20 protein-coding genes are annotated in these 21,109 nt (G+C 72.4%); 9 read left to right on the forward strand and 11 right to left on the reverse strand.

The window, feature by feature from the left end:
* Positions 1-282 precede the first annotated feature (282 nt).
* The 5 genes from ACZ4NB_RS18430 to mce form a co-directional block, all read right to left on the reverse strand.
* Positions 283-1,059 (reverse strand): ABC transporter permease, encoded by a 777-nt coding sequence (locus tag ACZ4NB_RS18430; protein WP_467662695.1) that lies wholly within the window; start codon positions 1,057-1,059, stop codon positions 283-285.
* A gap of 3 nt (positions 1,060-1,062) precedes the next feature.
* Entirely contained in the window at positions 1,063-2,091 is a 1,029-nt protein-coding gene (locus ACZ4NB_RS18435) for an ABC transporter ATP-binding protein (protein ID WP_467662697.1), read from the reverse strand.
* A 144-nt stretch (positions 2,092-2,235) separates the two neighbouring features.
* The gene (locus ACZ4NB_RS18440) at positions 2,236-3,174 is read right to left on the reverse strand and encodes a coiled-coil domain-containing protein (protein ID WP_399149592.1); all 939 of its coding nucleotides are present in this window, start codon (positions 3,172-3,174) and stop codon (positions 2,236-2,238) included.
* Between the two features lie 113 nt (positions 3,175-3,287).
* Entirely contained in the window at positions 3,288-7,538 is a 4,251-nt protein-coding gene (gene scy, locus ACZ4NB_RS18445) for a polarized growth protein Scy (RefSeq protein ID WP_467662699.1), read from the reverse strand.
* 208 nt (positions 7,539-7,746) lie between these two features.
* Complete coding sequence (gene mce / locus ACZ4NB_RS18450) at positions 7,747-8,187, reverse strand: methylmalonyl-CoA epimerase (RefSeq protein WP_467662701.1); 441 nt, start codon at positions 8,185-8,187, stop codon at positions 7,747-7,749.
* A gap of 137 nt (positions 8,188-8,324) precedes the next feature.
* On the opposite strand from mce, the gene ACZ4NB_RS18455 reads away from it, so the two are divergent.
* Positions 8,325-9,527, forward strand: coding sequence for an acetyl-CoA C-acetyltransferase (locus tag ACZ4NB_RS18455; protein ID WP_467662703.1), 1,203 nt, complete (start codon positions 8,325-8,327; stop codon positions 9,525-9,527).
* A gap of 53 nt (positions 9,528-9,580) precedes the next feature.
* Entirely contained in the window at positions 9,581-10,540 is a 960-nt protein-coding gene (meaB, locus tag ACZ4NB_RS18460; RefSeq protein WP_467662705.1) for a methylmalonyl Co-A mutase-associated GTPase MeaB, read from the forward strand.
* Positions 10,541-10,631: 91 nt separating this feature from the next.
* Here meaB and ACZ4NB_RS18465 read toward each other — a convergent pair whose 3' ends face one another.
* Positions 10,632-11,300: a PepSY domain-containing protein gene (locus ACZ4NB_RS18465; RefSeq protein WP_467662707.1), complete on the reverse strand. Its 669-nt coding sequence runs from the start codon at positions 11,298-11,300 to the stop codon at positions 10,632-10,634.
* A gap of 142 nt (positions 11,301-11,442) precedes the next feature.
* Here ACZ4NB_RS18465 and ACZ4NB_RS18470 point away from each other — a divergent pair, with 142 nt between their 5' ends.
* Positions 11,443-12,105 carry a response regulator transcription factor gene (locus ACZ4NB_RS18470; RefSeq protein WP_467662709.1) on the forward strand — a complete coding sequence of 221 codons (663 nt, stop codon included), beginning with the start codon at positions 11,443-11,445 and terminating at the stop codon, positions 12,103-12,105.
* Complete coding sequence (locus ACZ4NB_RS18475) at positions 12,098-13,519, forward strand: sensor histidine kinase (RefSeq protein ID WP_467662711.1); 1,422 nt, start codon at positions 12,098-12,100, stop codon at positions 13,517-13,519. Before ACZ4NB_RS18470 ends, ACZ4NB_RS18475 begins: the two co-directional genes overlap by 8 nt.
* A 39-nt stretch (positions 13,520-13,558) precedes the next feature.
* On the opposite strand, the gene ACZ4NB_RS18480 is transcribed toward ACZ4NB_RS18475, so the two are convergent.
* The 4 genes from ACZ4NB_RS18480 to ACZ4NB_RS18495 form a co-directional block, all read right to left on the reverse strand.
* Entirely contained in the window at positions 13,559-14,035 is a 477-nt protein-coding gene (locus ACZ4NB_RS18480) for a MarR family winged helix-turn-helix transcriptional regulator (RefSeq protein WP_467662713.1), read from the reverse strand.
* Positions 14,036-14,152: 117 nt separating this feature from the next.
* Entirely contained in the window at positions 14,153-14,947 is a 795-nt protein-coding gene (locus ACZ4NB_RS18485) for an AIM24 family protein (RefSeq protein WP_467662715.1), read from the reverse strand.
* A complete protein-coding gene (locus ACZ4NB_RS18490) occupies positions 14,944-15,594 on the reverse strand; it encodes an AIM24 family protein (RefSeq protein ID WP_393493238.1) in 651 nt (216 codons plus the stop codon). The genes ACZ4NB_RS18485 and ACZ4NB_RS18490 overlap by 4 nt, the downstream gene beginning before the upstream one ends.
* Complete coding sequence (locus tag ACZ4NB_RS18495) at positions 15,594-16,232, reverse strand: AIM24 family protein (protein ID WP_467662717.1); 639 nt, start codon at positions 16,230-16,232, stop codon at positions 15,594-15,596. The genes ACZ4NB_RS18490 and ACZ4NB_RS18495 overlap by 1 nt, the downstream gene beginning before the upstream one ends.
* A gap of 249 nt (positions 16,233-16,481) precedes the next feature.
* Here ACZ4NB_RS18495 and ACZ4NB_RS18500 point away from each other — a divergent pair, with 249 nt between their 5' ends.
* A complete protein-coding gene (locus ACZ4NB_RS18500) occupies positions 16,482-16,832 on the forward strand; it encodes a DUF3817 domain-containing protein (RefSeq protein ID WP_467662719.1) in 351 nt (116 codons plus the stop codon).
* Positions 16,829-17,125, forward strand: a complete 297-nt coding sequence (locus tag ACZ4NB_RS18505; protein WP_189451380.1) for an MTH1187 family thiamine-binding protein — start codon at positions 16,829-16,831, stop codon at positions 17,123-17,125. The genes ACZ4NB_RS18500 and ACZ4NB_RS18505 overlap by 4 nt, the downstream gene beginning before the upstream one ends.
* Positions 17,126-17,615: 490 nt before the next feature.
* On the opposite strand, the gene ACZ4NB_RS18510 is transcribed toward ACZ4NB_RS18505, so the two are convergent.
* On the reverse strand, positions 17,616-18,599 hold the full coding sequence (locus ACZ4NB_RS18510; protein ID WP_467662721.1) for an ArsR/SmtB family transcription factor: 984 nt from the start codon (positions 18,597-18,599) through the stop codon (positions 17,616-17,618).
* Between the two features lie 78 nt (positions 18,600-18,677).
* Between ACZ4NB_RS18510 and ACZ4NB_RS18515 the strand changes: the two genes are divergently transcribed.
* The 3 genes from ACZ4NB_RS18515 to ACZ4NB_RS18525 all read left to right on the forward strand — a co-directional run bounded on the left by ACZ4NB_RS18515 (position 18,678) and on the right by ACZ4NB_RS18525 (position 20,953).
* Positions 18,678-20,003, forward strand: a complete 1,326-nt coding sequence (locus ACZ4NB_RS18515) for an MFS transporter (RefSeq protein WP_467662723.1) — start codon at positions 18,678-18,680, stop codon at positions 20,001-20,003.
* A 43-nt stretch (positions 20,004-20,046) separates the two neighbouring features.
* Complete coding sequence (locus ACZ4NB_RS18520) at positions 20,047-20,556, forward strand: MarR family winged helix-turn-helix transcriptional regulator (RefSeq protein ID WP_467662725.1); 510 nt, start codon at positions 20,047-20,049, stop codon at positions 20,554-20,556.
* 64 nt (positions 20,557-20,620) lie between these two features.
* A complete protein-coding gene (locus ACZ4NB_RS18525; protein ID WP_393493220.1) occupies positions 20,621-20,953 on the forward strand; it encodes a DUF3817 domain-containing protein in 333 nt (110 codons plus the stop codon).
* Positions 20,954-21,109: the final 156 nt, after the last annotated feature.

The raw sequence follows: 21,109 nt of genomic DNA on the forward strand, positions 1-21,109 counted from the left end.
TCGGGGCAGAGGTGCTCTCGTACCCCCGTGAGGGTTAGGAGGCTATCCGGCCGTTGACGGTTCCCGTCAATTTCGCCGCACGGTGCGCGAGCGCCTTGCGGGGGCGGGCGCGGAGAGCTAGGGCCTGTCCGATGGGTCCGGGCCGGGCCCGCGACGCCTGGCACGGCACCTCGCGGCGTTGCCGAATCATCCCGATAGCTCCGCTATCGAGACGCTCCGGCGCCTTGCGATGCACCGCACCAGGCGCCGCGGCCTTTCCGACCCCGACCCATCGGACAGGCCCTAGGCGTCCCGCCTCTTGAGGAGCACGTAGCCGCCGATCACGGCGGCCGCGGTCCAGGCGATCATGATGCCGAGTCCGCCCCACGGGCCGTAGGGCACGTCGTTGCCGACGGGGGGCACCACCTGCATGATCTTCTGGCCCGCCTGGTCCGGCAGGAAGCGGCCGACCTTGCGGGTCGCGGAGACGTTGCCCAGGATCTGCGAGATCAGGAAGAAGAACGGCATCAGGATGCCCAGCGAGAGCATCGCGCTGCGCAGCATCGTGGCGACCGCCATCGAGAACAGCGCGATCAGCGTCATATAGAGGCCGCCGCCGATCACCGCGCGCAGCACCCCCGGATCGCCGAGGTGCGCGCGCAGGCCCTCGCCCAGCGCCGCCTGTCCGGCGAAGAACGCGACGAAGCTGGTCGCCAGGCCCACGGCGAAGACCAGCGCGGTGGCCACCAGCAGCTTGCAGAACAGGAAGGTGCCGCGCTGCGGTACGGCCGCCAGCGAGGCGCGGATCATGCCGGTGCCGTACTCGTTCGAGACCACCAGCACCCCGAAGACGATCATCGCGAGCTGGCCCAGCCCCATCCCGGCGAAGCTCAGGTTGGTGGCGTCGAACGACAGCCGCTCCCGGGCCGGCATGGCGGCGAAGTCGTTGCCCACCAGCGTGCAGATCAGCACGCCGATCGCGATGGTGACCACGACGGCGGTGCCCAGCGTCCACACCGTGGACCGCACCGACCTGATCTTGGTCCACTCCGAACGGATGACCTGCCCGATCACCGCCATCGGTCAGCTCCTCTTCTTCCGCCAGTCGGCGCCCCAGCCGGCCGCCCGGGGCGCATCGGGCCCCGCACCGGCCGGCCCCGGGGGCTGCGAGGGCCAGGGCGGCCGGCCCGGTGCGGTGTGCGGTTCGTCGTCGTGCGCGTGGTACTCCACCGACCCGGCCGTCAGCCGCATGAACGCCTCCTCCAGGGATGCCTGCTGGGAGCTCAGCTCGTGCAGGACGAGACGGTGGACGGTGGCCAGTTCGCCGAGCCGCTCGGCGGGCACCCCGTCGATCTCCAGCGAGCCGTCGCCGACCGCCACCGCGTGGATGCCCTCGTCGCGCAGCAGACCGAGCAGCCGCTCCCGCTCCGGGGACCGCATCCGGACGTACGACCGCGAGTTCTGGTGGATGAAGTCCTTCATGGACGTGTCCGCCATCAGCCGGCCCTGCCCGATGACGACCAAGTGGTCGGCGGTCAGCGCCATCTCGCTCATCAGGTGGGAGGAGACGAAGACCGTACGGCCCTGGGCCGCGAGGTTCTTCATCAGGTTGCGGATCCAGTGGATGCCCTCGGGGTCCAGGCCGTTGACCGGTTCGTCGAAGAGCAGCACCTGGGGGTCGCCGAGCAGGGCGGCGGCGATGCCGAGCCGCTGGTTCATGCCGAGGGAGAAGCCCTTGACGCGCTTCTTCGCGACGGAGCTCAGGCCCACCGTGTCGAGCACCTCGGCGACCCGGCTGCGCGGGATGCCGTTGCTCTGCGCCAGGCACAGCAGATGGTTGGCGGCGCTGCGGCCGCCGTGCACCGCCTTCGCCTCCAGCAGCGCGCCTATGTACGTCAGCGGATCCTGCAGCTGCCGGTAGTGCCGGCCGTCCATGCGGACCGTACCGGAGGTGGGGTTGTCCAGATCGAGCATCATCCGCATGGTCGTCGACTTGCCCGCGCCGTTGGGGCCGAGGAAGCCGGTGACGATGCCGGGCCGGACCGTGAAGGTGAGGTCGTCGACGGCGACCGTGTCGCCGTAATGCTTGGTCAGCCCGTCGAGCTCGATCATGTACAGCACGCTAGGGGCGGCTCGTGGGCCCTGCCACCGGGGCGCGGCCGCCCGGTCGACCCCTACGACAGCGCCCCCGCAACCGCCTCGGTGGGCGGAATACGGGGGCGCGGCCGCACGGGGGAGGTGAAACCTTCCGACAGCTCAGCGGGTCTGCTGGGCCGGGACGCCGCGGGAGATGGCCTCCTCGTCGCCGGGAGCGCCGGCCGCGGCCACCGCCGCGCCGGTCAGCGTCGCCAGCATCTCGCGGACGTTGGTCAGCTGCGCGTTGATCGAGTCGCGGCGGTTGGTCAGCGCCGCCAGCTCGCGCTCGGATTCGCTGCGGATGCGGTCCGCCTTGGCGTTGGCGTCCGCCACGATGTCCTCGGCCTGGCGCTGCGCGGTCTCCACCGTCTGGCGGGCCCGGCGCTCGGCGTCCGTACGCAGCTTCTCGGCCTCCAGGCGGAGCTGCTCGGCGCGGTGCTCGATCTCCGCGAGCCGCTTCTCGGCCTTGGCCTGACGCGAGGCCAGGTCGCGCTCGGACTGCTCCCGGCGCTTGGCGAGGTTGGTCTCGAAGTCCGCGGCGGCCTGGGCGGCCTTGGCACGGGTCTCCTCGAAGAGGGAGTCCGCCTCCTCGCGCTTGGACTGCGCGTCCTTCTGCGCCTCGGCACGCAGCGTGGACGCCTCGCCCTTGGCCTTCTCGACGATCCGCGCGCCCTCGTCCTCGGCCTTCGCCTTGCGCTCGGCGGCGAACGACTCGGCGTCGTTGCGGACCTGCTGGGCGGCCGACTCGGCGAGCTCGCGGTGCTGCTCGGCGGCCCGGCGGGCCTCCTCGCGCAGGTCCTTCGCCTCCTCCTCGGCGAGACGGAGGATCTTCTCCACGCGCGCTCCGAGGCCCGCGTAGGACGGTTCGGCGTCATTGACCTGCGCCTGGGCGTTCTGCGTTTCGAGGTGCAGCTCCTCGATCCGCTTTTCCAGCGACGTGATGCGGGCCAGCGCGCTGTCGCGGTCGGCGACGAGCTTCGTGATGCGGTCATCCACCTGACCGCGGTCGTACCCACGCCGCACGAGCTCGAAGCCGAAGGGGGAGGAAGTGTCGCTCATGGGGTTCCTGTCGAAGAGACCGGTGAGGTGATAAGGAGAATCCTAGGGGTCACAACGGCGTGTCATCGAGTCATTGCCCGTTTGATCTGGAGAATGACCCCTCATTTGAGTGGCTACCCTTCAGACTGCTTGCCACTCGAACGAGTTGCGCCGGCGCCCGCGCCCGCTTTCACCCCGTTGCCCTTGTTGTCGCCGCCTCCACCGGGCGCCTCGAACGACTCCAGGGCTTCCAGAACGTCCTGAACGCGGGAGATTTCGGCGTTGATGTCCTCCCGCCGGCGCACCAGGACCTCCAGCTCCCGCTTGCCCTCGTCCACGATGCGTTCGGCCTCCGCCGCGGCCTCAGTGCGCATCCGCTCCGCGTCGCGCACCGCCTCGGCCTTCTTGTTCTCGGCCTCCTTGATCAGGCCCTCGGCCTTCTTCACCGCGGCGATCCGGACCTTGCTCGCCTCGCTGTTCGCGTCCGCCATCATCCGGTCGGCCTTCTCCTCGGCCTCCACCTGCTGGGCGGTGGCCTGCGCGATGAGCTTGTCGACCCGCTCGCCGGCGTTCTTCATCGTCTCGGCCGACTCCCGGCGGGCCCGCTCGTGCAGCTCCTCGACCTCGGACTCGATGCGCTGGCGCAGCTCGTCGGCGCGCTCCCTTATGGCCGTGGCGTCCCCGCGGGCCTCCTCCAGCAGCGAGTTGGCGTCCGTACGGGCCTTCTCGACCCGCGCGTTGCCCTCGGAGGTCGCCTCCGTGACGATCCGCTCGGCCTCCTTGCGGGCCGCCCCGACCATCGTGTCGGCCTGCTCCTCGGCGGCCGTGGCGGCCTTCAGCGCCTCCTCCTGCGCCTTGGCGACGAGCTGATCGGCCTGCTCGGCGGCGTCCCCGCGGCGCTTGGCGGCGTCCTTACGGGCCTCGTCGAGCAGCTGCTCGGCCTCCTGCTGCGCCTCGGCGCGCATCCGCTCGGCCGCCGCCTCCGCGTCCTCCTTGATCTTCGCGGACTCCCCGCGGGTGCGGGTGGCGTGCTCCTGGGCGGCAGTGACCGTCTCGGCCGCCTCGGCCCGGAGCCGGTCCGCCTCCGCCGTCGCCGTCGCGACCATGCGGTCGGCCTGCTCGCGGGCGTCGGCCCGGGTGCGGTCCGCGTCCCGCTCGGCGTCGGCGGTGGTCTCGGCCGCCTCGTTGCGCAGCCGCTCCGCCTCGGTCGCCGCCTGTGACATCAGCTCGTCGGCCTGCTCCGCGGCGTCCGAACGCGTCTTGTTGGCCGCCTTGCGCGCCTCGTCGCCGGTCTGCTCGGCGTCCTTGCGCGCGCCCTCCAGCACCTCGGCCGCCTCGGCGCGCAGCCGCTGCGCCGTCTCGGTGGCCTCCGCCACCAGGGACCGCGCCTGCTGCTCGCCCTCCGCGCGCAGCCGCTCGGCGGCCTTGCGGCCCTCGGCGAGGGTGCGGTCGGCGTCGTCCTGCGCCGAAGACGTCAGCTCGGTGGCCTCGGTGACGATCCGTTCGGCCTCCGCACGGGCCTCGGTGATCAGCCGGTCGGCCTGCTCCGCGGCGTCCGAGCGCATGCGGTTGGCGTCGTCCCGCGCCTCCGCGCGGGCCCGCGCGGCGTCCTGCTCGCCGGACGCCAGCGCGTCCGAGGCGTCCGTACGCAGCTGCTGGGCCTTCGCCGCGGCGTCCGAGACCAGCTTCCCGGCCTGTGCGGTGGCCTCCGACACCAGCCGGTCGGCCTGCTCGGCGGCCTGCGTCCGCGCCGTGTCGGCGTCCCGGCGCGCCTCGTCCAGCACCCCGGCCGCCTCGGCGCGCAGCCGCTCGGCCTCCTCGATCGCCTCCGCGACCGACCGCTCGGCCAGCGACTTCGCGGCCTCCGACGCCTCCTGGGCCTCGCTCCGGATCCGCGCCGCGTCCTGCGAGGCGCGCTCCCGCTCCTCGTAGGCGTCGGTGCGGACCCGGTCCGCCTCCTCCTGCGCCTCCGTCTTGGTGCGATCGGCCGCGTGCTCGGCCGCCGACCGCAGACCGGCGATCTCCTCGGCGGCCTGCTCGTGCAGCCCCGCGACCGAATCCCGCACCTGCTGGGCGGTCTGCTCGGCCGTCGCCACCAGCTCGGCGGCGCGCCGGTCGGCCTCCTCGACCAGCCGTGCGGCCTCCTCCTGGGCCTCGCTCACCCGTGTACGGGCCGACGCCAGCAGCTCCTCGCTCTGCTCGCGGGCGGCGGTGCGCTCCTGATGGGCCTCCTCGCGGGCCTCGCCCAGCAGCTGCTCGGCCTCCCGGCGCCGCCGCGCGGCCTCCTCCTGCGCCTCGGCCAGTGCCTGCGCGGCCTCCGTGCCCGTGCGCTCGGCGGCGGCCGCCGCCTCCGCACGCACCCGGTCCGCGGTCTCCTGGGCCTCCGCCTTGAGCCGCTCGGCCTCGGCCGACGCCTCGCCGCGCAGCCGCGAGGCGACCGACTCGCTCTCGGCGCGCGCCGCCGAGGCGTCCGCGGCGGCCTCCGTGCGCAGCCGCTCGGCCTCGTCCTCGGCCTCCTGCTGCAGCGTCCGCCGCCGCTCCGCGGCCTCCGACTTGAGCCGGGCCGCCTCCTCCTGGGTCTCCCGGCGCAGCCGCTCGGCCTCCGCGCGGGCCTCGCGCAGCGACTCCTCGGCGGCGGCGAGCCTGGCGTCCGCCTCCGTGCGCAGCCGGTCCAACTCCGCCTGCGCCTCGGTGCGCCGCTCCTCCGCGGCCGCCTCGGCCTCCGTGCGCAGCCGCGCCGCGGCCGCCTCGGCCTCGTCGGTCACCAGCTCCGCGGCCTCGGCGCCCTCGGTCAGCAGCTGCTCGGCCTCGGCACGGGCCCGCTCCAGCGCCTCCTCGGCCTGCCGGCGCAGCGCGGTGGCGCGCTCGATGGCCTCGGTCCGTACCCGCTCGCTCTCCGCGACGGCGCCCGAACGGGTCTCCTCGGCATCGGTCTTGGCCTTGGCCAGCAGGTCCTCGGCGGTACCGGCCGCCTCCTCGATCTGCTGGACCGCCTCCCGGCGGGCCTCGCTGCGGATCCGCTCGCCCTCGGCGACCGCGTCCGCGCGCAGCTGCTCCGCCTCGCCGCGCAGCCGCCGCGCCTCCTCCTGGAGCTCGACGGTCTTGGCGCGGTACTCCTTGGTGTCGTCCTTCGCCGCGCCCTTGAGCTGCGCCGCGGTGTCATGGGCCTCTTCGCGCAGCCGGTCCGCCTCGGACTCGGCCTCCCTGCGCAGCCGTTCGGCCTCCTCGGCGGCGGCCTTGGTGGTGGCCTTGGCGTCCTCCGATGCCTTGGTCAGCACCTCCTCGGCGGTCCGCGCGGCCTTCGCCAGCTGCGCCGCGGAGTCCTCGGCCGCCTTCGAGCGCGCGGCCTCCTGCGCCTCGGAGACCAGCCGCTCGGCCTCCGCACGGGCGTCGGCGCGCAGCTGCTCGGCCTCGGCCTTGAGGGCCTCGGCCTCCTTGGTGGCCTCGCCGACCAGCCGGGCGATCTCCGCCTTGGCCGTACGGGTGCGCTGCTCGTTCTCCGACTCGGCGGCCGACAGCCGCTTGGTGGCGCTCTGCTGCGCCTCCTCGACCAGCTTCTCCGCCTCGGCGCGCGCCTCGCGCAGGGCGGTGTCCGCCTCCTGGACGCGGGACTCGGCGGCGCGGGTCAGCTCCGTGGCCTGCCGGCGGGCCTCCTCCGCGTCGGTGCCGGCGCTGGTGCGCAGCTGCTCGGCCTGATCGGTGGCCTCCTGGGCCTGGTTGGAGGCGGCGGTCAGCAGCCGCTCGGCATCCGTACGCGCCCGGCGCAGGATGGATTCCGCTTCGCTGCGGGCCTCTTCGGCCTCGGTGCCCAGCCGCTCACGGGCCCGCTCGACCAGCCGCTGCGCCTCGGCCCGCGCGGACGCCAGCGCCTGCTCGGCCTCCGCCCGGGACTCCTCCATCAGGCGGCGGGCCTGCGACTCCGTACGGGCGCGGAGCTGTTCGGCCCAGGCGACGTTCTCGTTGACGTGCGATTCGACGGTCTGCCGGCGCTCGTTGAGCTCCTCGTCGAGGCGCTGGCGGCGGCTGACCGCCTCGGCGTGCAGCTCGGCCTCCAGCCGGGACTGCCGCTCGGCCTGCTCCTGCAGCAGCCGCTGGGTCTGCGCCCGCGCCTCGCGCAGCTCGCGCTCGGCGTCCGAACGCAGCTGGTCGGCCTGGATCTGCGCATTGCGCAGCAGCTGTTCGGCCTGGTGACTGATGTTGTCGTAGGCAGGGCGGGTCGCGAGGTTGCGGCGCGCCTCATGCAGCTTGGCGCGCAGCACCTCGACCTGGTAGCCGAGGTCGTCGGCGTGCTGGACGGCCTTGTCCCGCTCGGTCTTCAGCCGCTCCATCTCGGCTTCGAACTGCGAGAGGTGGTCGTCAGCCTCGTAGCGGTCGTTGCCCCGCACTGCGCGGTCCCATCCGTCCCCTGGTCATGGTGGCGGCCGGCTCCGGTCCTGCAGTGGTCGTCCCGTACACGTCACGTCGTACCGGACTCACACCCGTTGGAGCCGACCCTTCCGAAGAAATGGTGTCAGATCATCGGCAGAGTATGGATCGAGCCCCATTCCCGTACCCCGGCCGAGGCTGCACTCTACCGGCCGGGGAACGCGAAGGTCAGTGGTCCGTCGCGGCGGGGGGCGCGGCGGTGACGAGTTCGGTCAGCACACCGTGGCAGTCCTTGGGGTGCAGGAAGGTGATCCGCGACCCCATCGAACCCGTCCTGGGCTCGTCGTAGAGCACCCGGACGCCCTTGTCGCGGATGGCCTCGGCGTCGGCGTCGACGTCCGCGGTGCCGAAGGCGATGTGGTGGACGCCCTCACCGTTCTTGGCCAGCCATTTGCCGACCGCGGAGTCCTCGCGGGTGGGCTCCAGCAGCTGCAGGTAGGAGGCTCCGCCGTCCGAGGTCTCGTTGATCTTGAGCATGGCCTCCCGCACGCCCTGCTCCTCGTTGACCTCGGAGTGGAACACCTCGAAGCCGTACGTGGCACGGTAGAACTCGACAGTCTTGTCGAGGTCGAAACAGGCGATCCCGATGTGGTCGATTCGCGTCAGCATGGCTCCAGTGCACCCCCCGCACGGCTGGTTACGCAACGTGCGCGCGATCACACCCGCTTGCCGGTGACCCGGCGGGTACCGCTCAGTACATTGACGGGAACCCTCGTTAACTTCCCTGCAAAGGAAGGCCGCATCGCATGTCTGCAACGAACGGCACCACCTCAGTCATCGTGGCGGGAGCACGCACCCCGATGGGTCGGCTCCTGGGATCCCTGCGGACCTTCTCGGGCGCCGATCTGGGCGGGGTCGCCATCAAGGCGGCACTGGACCGGGCGGGCATCGGCGGCGACCAGGTCCAGTACGTGATCATGGGCCAGGTGCTGCAGGCCGGGGCGGGGCAGATCCCGGCACGCCAGGCCGCGGTCAAGGCCGGCATCCCCATGAACGTCCCCGCGCTGACCGTCAACAAGGTCTGCCTCTCGGGCCTGGACGCCATCGCGCTGGCCGACCAGCTCATCCGCGCCGGCGAGTTTGACGTCATCGTCGCCGGCGGCCAGGAGTCCATGACCAACGCCCCGCACCTGCTGCCCAAGTCCCGTGAGGGCTTCAAGTACGGCGCCGTGGAGATGCTCGACGCGATGGCCCACGACGGCCTGACCGACTCCTTCGAGGGCATCGCGATGGGCGAGTCGACCGAGAAGCACAACACCCGCCTCGGCATCGCCCGGCCGGAGCAGGACGAGATCGCCGCGCGCTCCCACCAGCGGGCCGCCGCCGCCCAGAAGAACGGGCTCTTCGAGGCCGAGATCACCCCCGTGGAGATCCCGCAGCGCAAGGGCGAGCCGGTGGTCTTCAGCAAGGACGAGGGCATCCGCGCCGAGACCACGGCGGAGTCGCTGGGCAAGCTGCGCCCGGCGTTCGCCAAGGACGGCACGATCACCGCCGGCACGTCCTCGCAGATCTCCGACGGCGCGGCCGCCGTCGTCGTGATGAGCAAGGCCAAGGCCGAGGAGCTGGGCCTGGAGTGGATCGCGGAGATCGGCGCGCACGGCAATGTCGCGGGCCCGGACAACTCGCTGCAGTCCCAGCCGTCCAACGCCATCAACCACGCCCTCGCCAAGGAGGGCCTCACCGTCGGCGATCTTGACCTGATCGAGATCAACGAGGCGTTCGCGGCCGTCGCCGTGCAGTCAATGAAGGATCTCGGGGTATCCCCGGAAAAGGTGAATGTCAACGGCGGTGCGATCGCCCTGGGCCACCCGATCGGCATGTCGGGTGCCCGCATCGTGCTGCACCTCGCGCTGGAGCTGCGCCGGCGGGGCGGTGGCGTGGGAGCCGCCGCGCTGTGCGGTGGCGGTGGCCAGGGCGACGCGCTGATCATTCGCGTACCGGGTAAGTAAGCGCGTACGGGCGGGCCGGACGCGGACGAGCGAGCCGAAGGAGACGGGCAGCGATGGTGGACGTCCCCCAGCTGGTGGAGCAGGCACGGGAGGGCCGGCCCCGGGCCGTGGCCCGGTTGATCTCCCTCGTGGAGGGGGCGGCACCGGAGCTGCGCGAGGTGATGGCGGCGCTGGCGCCGCTCACCGGCAACGCCTATGTGGTCGGGCTGACCGGTTCCCCCGGAGTGGGGAAGTCCACCACCACCTCCGCCCTGGTGACGGCCTACCGCAAGGCGGGCAAGCGGGTCGGCGTGCTCGCCGTCGACCCGTCCTCGCCGTTCTCCGGTGGCGCGCTGCTCGGCGACCGGGTGCGGATGAGCGAGCACGCCTCCGACCCCGGCGTGTACATCCGCTCGATGGCCACCCGCGGCCATCTGGGCGGCCTGGCCTGGGCCGCACCACAGGCGATCCGGGTCCTGGACGGCGCCGGCTGCGAGGTGATCCTCGTCGAGACGGTCGGCGTCGGCCAGTCCGAGGTGGAGATCGCCTCGCAGGCCGACACCAGCGTGGTGCTGCTCGCGCCCGGCATGGGCGACGGGATCCAGGCCGCGAAGGCCGGGATCCTGGAGATCGGCGATGTCTACGTCGTCAACAAGGCGGACCGGGACGGCGCCGACGCCACCGCCCGCGAGCTCAACCACATGCTGGGGCTGGGCGAGTCCCGGGCGCCGGGGGACTGGCGCCCCCCGATCGTCAAGACGGTCGCGGCGCGCGCCGAGGGCGTCGACGAGGTCGTCGAGGCGCTGGAGAAGCACCGCGCCTGGATGGAGGAGCACGGCGTGCTCTCCGAGCGCCGCCGCGCCCGCGCCGCCCACGAGGTCGAGGCGATCGCGGTCACCGCGCTGCGCGAACGGATCGGGGACCTGAGCGGCGACCGCCGCCTGGACGCCCTGGCCGAGCGCATCGTCGCCGGTGAGACGGATCCCTACCGGGCGGCGGACGAGCTGGTGGACGGCCTGACGAACGGGGGCTGACCCCCGGGGTCCGACCCGTCGGACAGGCCCCGAGGCCGGGGCACCGCGGTGCCCCGGCCTCGTTGCGATCCGGTCCTCGGCGGACGCGTGGTCAGTCGTCCGCGCCGTCGTTGTCGTTGTCGTCCGCGTCGTGCGCGGGGGCGGCGCTCAGCCTGCCGGACTGCGGGTCGACCAGCAGCTTGTGCTCCTTGCCGTCCTTGGTGACGGTCTCGACCTCCCAGACGGCCTTCGACCGGTGGTCGCCGTCCAGCTCGACGGAGGTCACCGTGCCGTGCGCGGCGGCGCTGCGGGCGGCGGCCGCGGCGTCGGTGCGGGCGTCCTTGAGCGCGGCCTCGGCGCGGGCGTGATCGTCGTCGTCGCCGTGCTCGACGTGCTGGTTCAGCACCCGCGCGGTGCCCGCGTCCAGCGTGAGCTCGTGCCAGGTGCCGTCCTTGCCCAGGACGTCCGCGTCCCAGACCAGGCCGGGCCGGTCGGTGTCCAGGTCGAGGCCGGTGACGGTGCCGGGGACGGCCTTGAGGGCGGCGGCCGCGGCCTCGGGGGCGGTCACCTTGGCGGCGCCGGCCTCGCGGACCTCCTCCTGGCCGTGGTCGTCCGCGTCCCGCACCTGGATGCTGGACCGCTCGGCCGGCTGCCCGGAGGTCTGCGCGCCGGACTGGGCGCCGCGGGGTCCGCTGTCGCTGCCGACCGCGACGGCGGTGACGGTGCCCCCGGCGATCAGAGCGGCCGCGGCGGCGGTGGCGATGACGAGGTGGCGCTTCATGTGTCTCTCCCCTGAGTCGGCTGTGCGAACGCTGTCGAGATCGGTCGTGCGATCGCTGTGTCCACACCATGGCCGGGCGAAGCTGAAGGGGAGCTGAAGGCGCCTGAAGGGGTCTTCAGGTTCGGCCTGGCAAGGTACCTGTATGCGCCTGTTGATCGTGGAGGACGAGAAGCGGCTGGCCCTGTCGCTGGCCAAGGGCCTGCGGGCCGAGGGGTACGCGGTCGATGTGGTGCACGACGGCCGGGAGGGACTGCACCGGGCGGGTGAGGGCGGCTACGACCTGATCGTGCTGGACATCATGCTGCCGGGCATGAACGGCTACCACGTCTGCGGGGCGCTGCGCGCGGCCGGCAGCGAGGTGCCGATCCTGATGCTGACCGCCAAGGACGGCGAGTACGACGAGGCCGAGGGGCTGGACACCGGCGCCGACGACTACCTGACCAAGCCGTTCTCGTACGTGGTGCTGGTGGCACGGGTCAAGGCGCTGCTGCGGCGGCGCGGGCCCGGTGCGCAGCCCGTACTGCGGGTCGGGTCGCTCGCCATCGACCAGGGGGCGCGCCGGGTCGAGCGGGACGGCGCGGAAGTGGCGCTGACCGCGAAGGAGTTCGCCGTACTGGAGCAACTGGCGGTGCGGCCGGGCGATGTCGTCTCCAAGGCGCAGATCCTGGAGCACGTCTGGGACTTCGCCTACGAAGGCGATGTCAACATCATCGAGGTCTACGTCAGTGCGCTGCGGCGCAAGCTCGGCGCCGGGCATATCGCGACGGTGCGCGGCGCGGGGTACCGGCTGGTGTCCGGTGAGTAGGGCGCCGGGGTCCGTACGAGCCAGGGCGGCGGCCGGCGCGACCGCGGTGGTGGCGCTGGCGCTGATCGCGGCGGGCACCGCGGTGCTGCTGGTGCTGCGCGGCAATCTCCAGCAGCAGGCCGGGCTGCGGTCGGAGGTCGCGGCGCGCGAGGTCGCCGCGCAGATCGCCACCGGCACCGCGTACCAGAAGCTCGATCTGCCGGACGGCGACGACCACCCGGTGGTGGTCAGCGACGAGGACGGCCGGGTGCTGGCGGTGGGCGAGGACGTGCGGGCGGTCGACGGCAGGCGCGTGACCGGCGGGCAGCAGGGCGGCGCGGGGCGTACCCCGCCGCCGGACGACGACGGCGACGATGACGACGACGCGGCCGGCGGGCTCGGGCCCGGTGAGGTCGACGACGATGTCCGCTATCTGGACGGGACCGCGGACGTCGACGGCACGGTCGGCGACTACCGCTTCGCGGTGGTCGAGGCCAAGGACAGCCGGGGGGAGAAGGCCACGGTGCGGGCGGGCTCGGCGCTGGCACCGGAGCGGGACGCCGTCGGGTCGGTGCGCGACGCCATGCTGATCGGGCTGCCGCTGCTGCTCGTGGTGGTGGCGGGGGTGACCTGGCTGGTGACCCGGCGGGCGCTGCGGCCGGTGGAGGGCATCCGCGCGGAGATGGCGGCGATCACGGCGAGCACGGACCTCTCGCGGCGGGTGCCGGAGCCGGCCGCGCGGGACGAGATCGCGCGGCTGGCGCGGACGACCAACGAGACGCTCGCCGCGCTGGAGGCGAGCGTCGAGCGGCAGCGGCGCTTCGTGGCGGACGCCTCGCACGAGCTGCGCAGCCCGATCGCGAGTCTGCGCACCCAGCTGGAAGTGGCGGTGGCGCACCCGGAGTTGCTGGATGTACCGGGCGCGGTGGCCGACACCGTACGGCTGCAGCGGCTGGCGGCGGATCTGCTGCTGCTGGCCCGGCTGGACGCGGGGGAGCGGCCGGCGGACACCCGCGTCGACCTGGCGGCGATGGTGCGCGAGGAGAGCTCGCAGCGGGTCGGGGACCGGATCCCGGTGCGGGTGGGGCAGTCGGAAGGCGTGGAAGTGGCCGGGTCCCGGAGCCAGTTGGGCCGGGTGCTGGGCAATCTGCTGGACAACGCGCAGCGCCATGCGGCCACGTCGGTGCGGGTGGACGTGGTGCGCGCGGGGGAGTGGGCGGTGCTGCGGGTCGAGGACGACGGGCCGGGGGTCCCGGAGGCGGAGCGGGAGCGGATCTTCGAGCGGTTCGTACGGCTCGACGACGCGCGGGCGCGGGACGACGGCGGGGCCGGGCTGGGGCTGGCCATCGCGCGGGATGTCGCGGTGCGGCACGGCGGCACGCTGGCCGTCCGCGAGGGCGCGGTGTTCGAGCTGCGGCTTCCGGTGGCCGGCTGATCCCGCTCCGCGGCCCCGCGCCGGGGCCGCGGAGCCGGATCAGAGGCCGCCGCGATGCGTGCGGAGGTGTTCGGCCACCGGAGTGAGCGAGGTGCGCAGCGCTTCGAGGGCCTCGGGGGCGAACAGGTCGATGAAGTGCCTGCGGACCGATGCGACATGGTGCGGGGCGACCCGGCGCATGGTGTCCCAGCCCTCCTCCGTCAGCACGGCGTACAGGCCCCGACGGTCCGACTCGCAGCTCTCGCGGCGCACCAGACCGGCGTTCTCCATCCGGGTGATCTGGTGGGAGAGGCGGCTCTTGGACTGCAGGGTGCTGGCCGCCAGATCGCTCATCCGGAGCCGGTGGTCCTCCGCCTCGGAGAGGTTGACCAGGATCTCGTAGTCGTTGTTCGTCAGGCCGAACGGCTGCAGATCGCGCTCCAGTTGGTGCATCAGCAGCCGGCTGACGTCCAGATGAGTGCGCCAGGCACGCTGCTCCTGGTCGGTCAGCCAGGGGGTGTCGCTGTCGGTCGTCATGGAGGAATTCTATCCGTAAAAGTTGAATAATTAATTAATCGGGCCGGGGTGGCGGCGCCGGTCGGCCGGGGTCGGACGTTGGTCATTCGTTCGACGTCACCGTCCGCAGACTACCGCTCACAGCCCGAAGCGGCGTTGGAGGCTCCCGAGGTTCCCGGGCAGTTGGGGCAGTTGTGAGCCACTTTGCGGGGGGTGTCCGCCGCCGTGCGGGCCATGCCCGCCGCCGCCCGGTACGCCCGCCTCCGCGGGGACCGCGCCGGTCGCCAGCTCCGGCATCAGCTGCTCCGTCGACTGCAGCAGGACCGTGCCGGCGCCGACGAACTCGAACTGGTGCTCCTCGCCCGAGGCCCCGCCGATGCCGGTGTGCGCCCGCAGTCCGCCCAGGAATCCCCGCAGGTACTGGTGGTCGTAGTGGTGGCAGGGGGAGGGGCAGTCCGCCCAGCCGACGAGCGCCTGCGGGTCCACCCGCAGCGGCGGCTCCATGAACACCACCGGGCCGTTGGAGGCGGCCACGAACTTGCCCGTACCGATGAGGGTGAGGAAGCCCGGGATGATCGACTGCTTCAGCGACAGAGATGGCTGAAACGCGAGCAAGTTGCCCGAGCGAATAGTGAGGTTGCCCTCATCCAGATCGAAGGAATTCACGTCGAACGAACGGTCCGCGAGCAGCATCTTTCCCTGCCCCTCGGCGACGACCCAGTCCGCGGCGTGCAGTGGCGAATGAAAACTTCCGGCGATCAGCCGGTCCAGCCGGCCGTGCCCGATGCCATGGAAGTCGATCTGCCCGTAGTAGGCGATCATCTTCCCCTTCTGCAGGAACCACTGGCCGTTCAGATCGACGCTGAAGGCGTACGGATTGACGTTGTCGTCGGTGGGGAGCGAGTAGACGTCGTGGACGACGGGACCGGTCACAGCTTCTCCTCCGACGCCTGTACATAGACGGTGCCCTGGCCCGACAGCTCCAGCTGGAATGCCTCGCCCGAGCCGCGGCCGACCATGTCGCGCCAGCCGAGCGCCGTGGACAGCTTGTTGCGGACGTCGCCTCGGTGGGCGACATAGGCCTGCGGGTCGACATGGACCGGGTGCTGGGGCGTGATCGGCAGCTCGATGACACCGCCGTGCGCCATCACCGCGGCCGAGCCGACGCCCTTGAGGGTCGTGGTGAACAGGCCCTGGCCGGTGACCTGGCCGCGCACCATGCCCATCACCCCGCCCTGCGAGCCCATGAACATCGTGCCCTGCTGGAGCGAGCCGTCGAAGGCCAGCAGCCGGTCGGCCTCGACGTACAGCGTCTCGCCGGTCAGGTCGACGACCTGGACGTGGTGGCCGCCGTGCCCGAACATGACCGTGCCGCTGCCTTCCACCGTCATCAGGGGCGTGGCCTCACCGGCGATCCGGCGGCCGATCATCGAGCCGACGCCGCCCTGGCCGCCCTGGATGTTCGGGGTGAAGCTGACCTCGCCGCGGTAGGCGAGCATCGCCCCGCGCTGGCTGAACATCCGCTGGCCCGGACCGATCCTGGCCTCCACCATGCGGGAGTTGAGCGCCGTGAACGGCATCAGACCTCACCGCCCACGGTGTTGCGCTCGCTGGGCTGCACGTACACCAGGCCCTCACCCTCGAAGCGGATCTGGAAGGCCTCGCCGGAGCCCTCCCCTATGAAGCTGCGGAAATTCACCCCGGACTGGAAGTGCTGCTTGAGCTCGCCGGTGTGCGCGACATACGCGCCCGGGTCGACCTGGAGCGGGTACTGCTTGGTGACCCGCAGCACCACCGCCGGGCCGTGGGACATCAGCGCCGCCTGGCCGCTGCCCTCGACCGTCGTGGTGAACAGGCCGTGGCCCTGCGAGGCGCCGCGCAGGCCCGTGAACGTCGTGCCCGTATGCAGCGAGCCCTCCGTGCACAGCAGATTGCTGGCCTCCACGTACAGCTTCTCGCCCCGCAGCTGCACCAGGCTGATCTCGCTCGCGCGATCGGCGAAGTAGCACGTGCCGTGGCCCTTCACCTCCATCACGGCCATCTGCTCACCCGTCAGCCGCCGGGTGACCATGCCGCGCAGGCCCTCGCCGCCCCCGGTCATCTTCTTGAACGACATCTGGCCGTCGTACGCGACCATCGCACCGTTTTTCGCCTTGACGGCGTCGCCCGTCATATCGACGGCGAGCACCTTGCTCCCCTGGAGCCGAAACTGAGCCACGCGTCAGACGGTAGTCGGCCCGGGCCGCGCAGGGCAGGTCCCATGCCCCTGACACCGCCCTGAGATCTCCCGGACACCCCGACCGGGGCGCTCCGACGGCCCCGCGCGCGGTGATCACCGCGGCGGCTGTAACAATGGGACGCGCTTGTGAACCCTTGCACAAGCATGCGCCCGCCCGTCGCCCGACCTCCACGCCCAGAAGGCGGCACTGCGCGCCGACCGCCCATCTGCCACCCGAACGAGGTTGTTGTGGACATCAAGACCGCCGCCGCCCTGCACCGCCTGCGCCTGGCCTCCATCCCGGAGGCGATCTCCTTCCCGGCGCTGCTGATCTTCGGCACCGGCTTCCGTCTGGCCTTCGACTACGACGCCCTGGTGATGCCGCTCGGCCTGATCCACGGCCTGCTCTTCCTCACGTACGTGGTGCTGCTGCTGGACGTGTGGAACCGCACGAAGTGGCCCTTCAAGCGGGTCGCCTTCTTCTTCCTGCTGGCGATCGTGCCGTTCGGCGGCCTCTACGGCGACCGGGTCCTCCGGCGCGAGGAGGAGGCCGGCGTGATCGCCGCCCGCGCCCGCAAGGAAGGCGTCGTCAACGCATGATCGTCGCCTTCTCGGTGAGCCCGCTGGGCGTCGGCGAGGACGTCGGCGAGTACGTCGCCGACGCGGTCCGGGTCGTCCGCGAGTCGGGTCTGCCCAACCGTACGGACGCGATGTTCACCTCCGTCGAGGGCGAGTGGGACGAGGTCATGGACGTCGTCAAACGAGCCGTCGCGGCCGTCGAGGCGCGCTGCGGCCGGGTCTCCCTGGTCCTCAAGGCGGACATCCGTCCCGGGGTGACGGATGGACTGACGTCGAAGGTGGAGACGGTGGAGCGGTATCTCTCCGAGGGGTAGGCCGGGGTAGTCCCCGACGCCCGTTCGCTGCGCTTTGCCCGCCTCCCACGTTTTCGGCTGTCCCGCCGTGTGGGTTTCGGTGGGTTCGCCTGCGGCGGGCTGGGGCCGCTGCGCGGGGCTTTCGGGTGCCGGTGACGGGCCTGCGGGGCTGGGTGTCCGGACTGCTGCGCTTTACGTCCGGACACCCAGCCCCTCCGGCCCGCCCCCTCCCGTGGATGGGTGGGAAAAACCGTGGGGGTGGACGTCATCCCGTATGCGCAGGTAGTGGGCGGATTGGGCCCACCCCCACCGGACCGTCCCCTCCCCCCACCCACGGGAGGGGACAGACCGTAGGACGAAGTCCGTAGGGCTGTCACCGCACCCGACACACAAACGCCCGCCGCTGGGGGTACCTCCCACGCCCTTTAGGCAGTGGGGGAGCAACGGCGAGAAACCCCTACGGCGGGACAGCCGAAAACGTGGGAGGCGGGCAAAGCGCAGCGGACGGGCATCAGCCCAGCACAAGCGCGATCCCCAGCGGCGTGCGCTCGTACAGCACCTGATGGCCGTGGCGGCGCGAGGTCAGAAGGCCCGCGTCGCGTAGGACGGACAGCTGGGCCGAGACCGACGAGGGTGCCAGGCCGAGGCGGTGGGCGAGGGCGGTCGTCGTCGACGGGACGTCGAGCGCGGCCAGGACCGCGGCGCGGTTCGCGCCCAGCAGGCGGGCCAGCGCCGGCCCCGTCTCCGGTTCGCTCCACAGGCCGCCGACGCCGCGCGCCGGATAGATGACGGTCGGCTGCCATGGCGGGTCGAAGCCGCTGACCACGTCCGGCCAGACGAAGACGCTCGGCAGCAGCAGTACGCCGCGGCCCTGGAGGTCCTGCATCTGGACGAAGTCGATCCGGGTGCGGACGGTGAGGGTGTCGCCCGACCAGGTCACCAGCGGGTGCAGATCGGCGAACAGCCGCTGCAGGCCGCCGGCGGCCAACTGGTGCGACCGGTAGGCGATCTCGGCCTCCAGCAGCGCCCGCAGCCGTGGCCAGTCCGGGGCGAGCAGGGTGTGCCAGGCCCGCTCGGTGACCTCGGCCAGTTCCTGGATCGCCGCCGCCGGATCCGCCAGCGCGGCCCGGCCCCGCGCCGACTCCAGGGCACCGGGCGTACTGGCCAGCGACTTGGCCATCTCGGCGCGGGCGAGCGCCGGATCGGTGCCCCGCAGCCGCGCCAGCTCCTCGTCGAAGGAGGCCATCGGGGTCTCCGGCGGTCGGCCCAGGAAGTCCGGTGTGTAGCCGGGCGGCGGCGACGGCATGAACAGCCACAGCGGCGTCAGGTCCAGCCCCGCCAGCGCCCGGCGCATCCGGCGCAGCCACGGCGTGTGGTAGCCGTGCCGGTCGGCGCGCCGCAGGGTCCGTACGGCCTCGTGCGTCTCGCACAGCGGCGAGACGGCGAAGCGGATACGGAGCAGGTCGTCGGCGCCGAAATGCAGATGCAGCGGCATGGCCGCCGACCCCCTCCCCAGGATTCGGCTGTAGCCGAAAGACTAGGGGGCCCGGCCCGCCCTCGGCAGGCTGCCGTCATGTCCGCGACCACGGGGCCCGTACCGCCGGGCCGCACTCCCCCCTGCCCCGTAGACGGTCGGGCCGCCGGCGCCGGGCCGGACCGCTCGCCCGGCTACCGCGCCGTCTTCGCCGTCCCCGAGTTCCGCCGGGTCTTCGCCGCGCATCTGCTGTCCTCCCTCGGCGTCGTCGTCTGCGAGATCGCGCTGTCGGTGCTGGTCTTCCGGCTCACCGGCTCGCCGCTGCTGAGCGCCCTGACCTTCGCGCTGGGCCTGCTGCCGTACGTCGTCGGCGGCACGCTGCTGTCGGCGGTCGCCGACCGGTACCCGGCCCGCCGGGTGCTGGTGGGCTGCGATGTGCTGTGCGCACTGGCCGCGGCGGGCATGGTGCGGTCGGGCACGCCGGTCGGGGTGCTGCTCGCGCTGCGCTGCGTGATCGCCGCCATCGCACCGGTCTTCGCCGGTACCCGCGCCGCGACCCTGGGGGAGATCCTCGGCGAGGGCGAACTGTTCGTCCTGGGGCGGTCGGTGATCCGCATCGTCAACCAGAGCGCGCAGCTCGCCGGGTTCGGGGCCGGGGGCCTGCTGCTGGCGGTGGCGTCCCCCGGGGCGGTGCTGGCGTTCACCGCCGCGGCCTTCGCCGGCTCGGCGCTGCTGCTGAGGCTGGGGACCCGCGCCCGCCCGCCGCGCGACCGGGACCGGGGCGCCGGTCGCGGGACGCTGCTGGGGGCCTCGCTGGGCGGTCTGCGCCGGCTGCTGGCCGACCGCCGGATCCGGGCGCTGCTGCTGCTGACGTGGCTTCCGCCGGCGTTCGTGGTCGTTCCGGAGGCGCTGCTGATCCCCTACGCCGACCTGCTCGGCGCCGGCCCGGCCGCCGCGGGCCTGCTGATGTGCAGCATGCCCGTCGGCGCGGTGCTCGCCGAGAGCCTGGCGGGCTCGCTCCTCGGCCCCCGGGCGCGCAGCCGGCTCACCTTCCCCATGGGGGCCTTCGCCGTAGTGCCCTCGCTCGGGTTCGCGGCGCAGCCCTCGCTGGGCTGGGCGGTGCTGCTGCTGGTGCTGACCGGTACCGGCATCTCGTACAACTTCGGCGTCGACCGCTGGTTCGTCGCCGCGGTCCCCGAGAAGCTGCTGGGGCAGGCGATGACGCTGACGCAGGCGGGGCGGATGACGGTCATGGGCCTGGCGATGGGCGCGGCCGGCCTCGCAGCGGAGTACGCCCCGCTGCGGGTGGTGATGCCGGCGGCGGGGGTGGTCGGCCTGGTGTGCGTACTCGCCGTGATCGCCGGGGTCCGCCGTACGCGGCCCGGTCCCCGGGAGCCCGGTGGTCTTCGGGAGACCGAAAACTGAGACAAGGCTGACCACAATATGACCGCCGGGTAGGGTCGGAAGCGTGCCGAAGCCGCTCAGCCTTGCTTTCGATCCCATCGCGCGCGCCGACGAACTGTGGCAGCAGCGATGGGGTGCCGTGCCGTCGATGGCCGCGATCACCTCGATCATGCGCGCCCATCAGATCCTGCTGTCCGAGGTGGACGCGGTGGTCAAGCCCTACGGGCTGACCTTCGCGCGCTATGAGGCGCTGGTGCTGCTGACCTTCTCCAAGGCCGGTGAGCTGCCGATGTCGAAGATCGGCGAGCGGCTGATGGTGCATCCGACCTCGGTGACCAACACCGTCGACCGCCTGGTGAAGTCCGGTCTGGTCGCCAAGCGGCCCAATCCGAACGACGGTCGCGGCACACTCGCCTCGATCACGGACAAGGGGCGCGAGGTGTGCGACGCGGCGACCCGGGACCTGATGGCGATGGATTTCGGGCTGGGCGCGTACGACGCCGAGGAGTGCGCGGAGATCTTCGCGATGCTGCGGCCGCTGCGGGTCGCGGCGGAGGATTTCACGGACGAGTGAGCGGCGCCCGGTCACCCAGGGGGCGGTGAAGATCGCCCCGGAACGGGTGGTTACGCTCGGGGGCATGAAGCGAAGCGTCCTGACCCGTTACCGGGCGATGGCCTACATCACCGCCGTGATGCTGCTGGTGCTCTGCACGTGCATGATCTTCAAGTACGGCTTCGGGATGGGCAAGGACCTCACCCTCGTCGTCTCGCAGGTCCACGGCGTGCTCTACATCATCTACCTGATCTTCGCCTTCGACCTGGGCTCCAAGGCCAAGTGGCCGTTCGGCAAGCTGCTGTGGGTGCTGATCTCGGGCACGATCCCCACCGCCGCGTTCTTCGTCGAGCGCAAGGTCGTGGCCGAGGTCGAGCCGCTGCTCGCCGGTGACGCTCCGGAGCCGGTCAAGGTCTGACGGCGGTCCGCAGCCGCCGCTCTTCACGCGCCCGTCCCCTTGCCCGGACGGGCGCGTTCGCGTTTCACGGGCGACCCAGGTCGGTTACGCACCGTGATCCACCCCGACTTGTCACCGTCCTGCCGTCGACAAGTACTAGGACGTCCTAGTAAATTC

Source organism: Streptomyces sp. NPDC026575 (genome assembly GCF_055567415.1).

Coding starts and splice junctions, on each gene's coding strand:
- ACZ4NB_RS18430 (WP_467662695.1), bottom strand. CDS start 1,059: ATGGCGGTGATCGGGCAGGTCATCCGTTCGGAGTGGACCAAGATCAGG.
- ACZ4NB_RS18435 (WP_467662697.1), bottom strand. CDS start 2,091: ATGATCGAGCTCGACGGGCTGACCAAGCATTACGGCGACACGGTCGCC.
- ACZ4NB_RS18440 (WP_399149592.1), bottom strand. CDS start 3,174: ATGAGCGACACTTCCTCCCCCTTCGGCTTCGAGCTCGTGCGGCGTGGG.
- mce (WP_467662701.1), bottom strand. CDS start 8,187: ATGCTGACGCGAATCGACCACATCGGGATCGCCTGTTTCGACCTCGAC.
- ACZ4NB_RS18455 (WP_467662703.1), top strand. CDS start 8,325: ATGTCTGCAACGAACGGCACCACCTCAGTCATCGTGGCGGGAGCACGC.
- meaB (WP_467662705.1), top strand. CDS start 9,581: ATGGTGGACGTCCCCCAGCTGGTGGAGCAGGCACGGGAGGGCCGGCCC.
- ACZ4NB_RS18465 (WP_467662707.1), bottom strand. CDS start 11,300: ATGAAGCGCCACCTCGTCATCGCCACCGCCGCCGCGGCCGCTCTGATC.
- ACZ4NB_RS18470 (WP_467662709.1), top strand. CDS start 11,443: ATGCGCCTGTTGATCGTGGAGGACGAGAAGCGGCTGGCCCTGTCGCTG.
- ACZ4NB_RS18480 (WP_467662713.1), bottom strand. CDS start 14,035: ATGACGACCGACAGCGACACCCCCTGGCTGACCGACCAGGAGCAGCGT.
- ACZ4NB_RS18490 (WP_393493238.1), bottom strand. CDS start 15,594: ATGCCGTTCACGGCGCTCAACTCCCGCATGGTGGAGGCCAGGATCGGT.
- ACZ4NB_RS18505 (WP_189451380.1), top strand. CDS start 16,829: ATGATCGTCGCCTTCTCGGTGAGCCCGCTGGGCGTCGGCGAGGACGTC.
- ACZ4NB_RS18510 (WP_467662721.1), bottom strand. CDS start 18,599: ATGCCGCTGCATCTGCATTTCGGCGCCGACGACCTGCTCCGTATCCGC.
- ACZ4NB_RS18515 (WP_467662723.1), top strand. CDS start 18,678: ATGTCCGCGACCACGGGGCCCGTACCGCCGGGCCGCACTCCCCCCTGC.
- ACZ4NB_RS18525 (WP_393493220.1), top strand. CDS start 20,621: ATGAAGCGAAGCGTCCTGACCCGTTACCGGGCGATGGCCTACATCACC.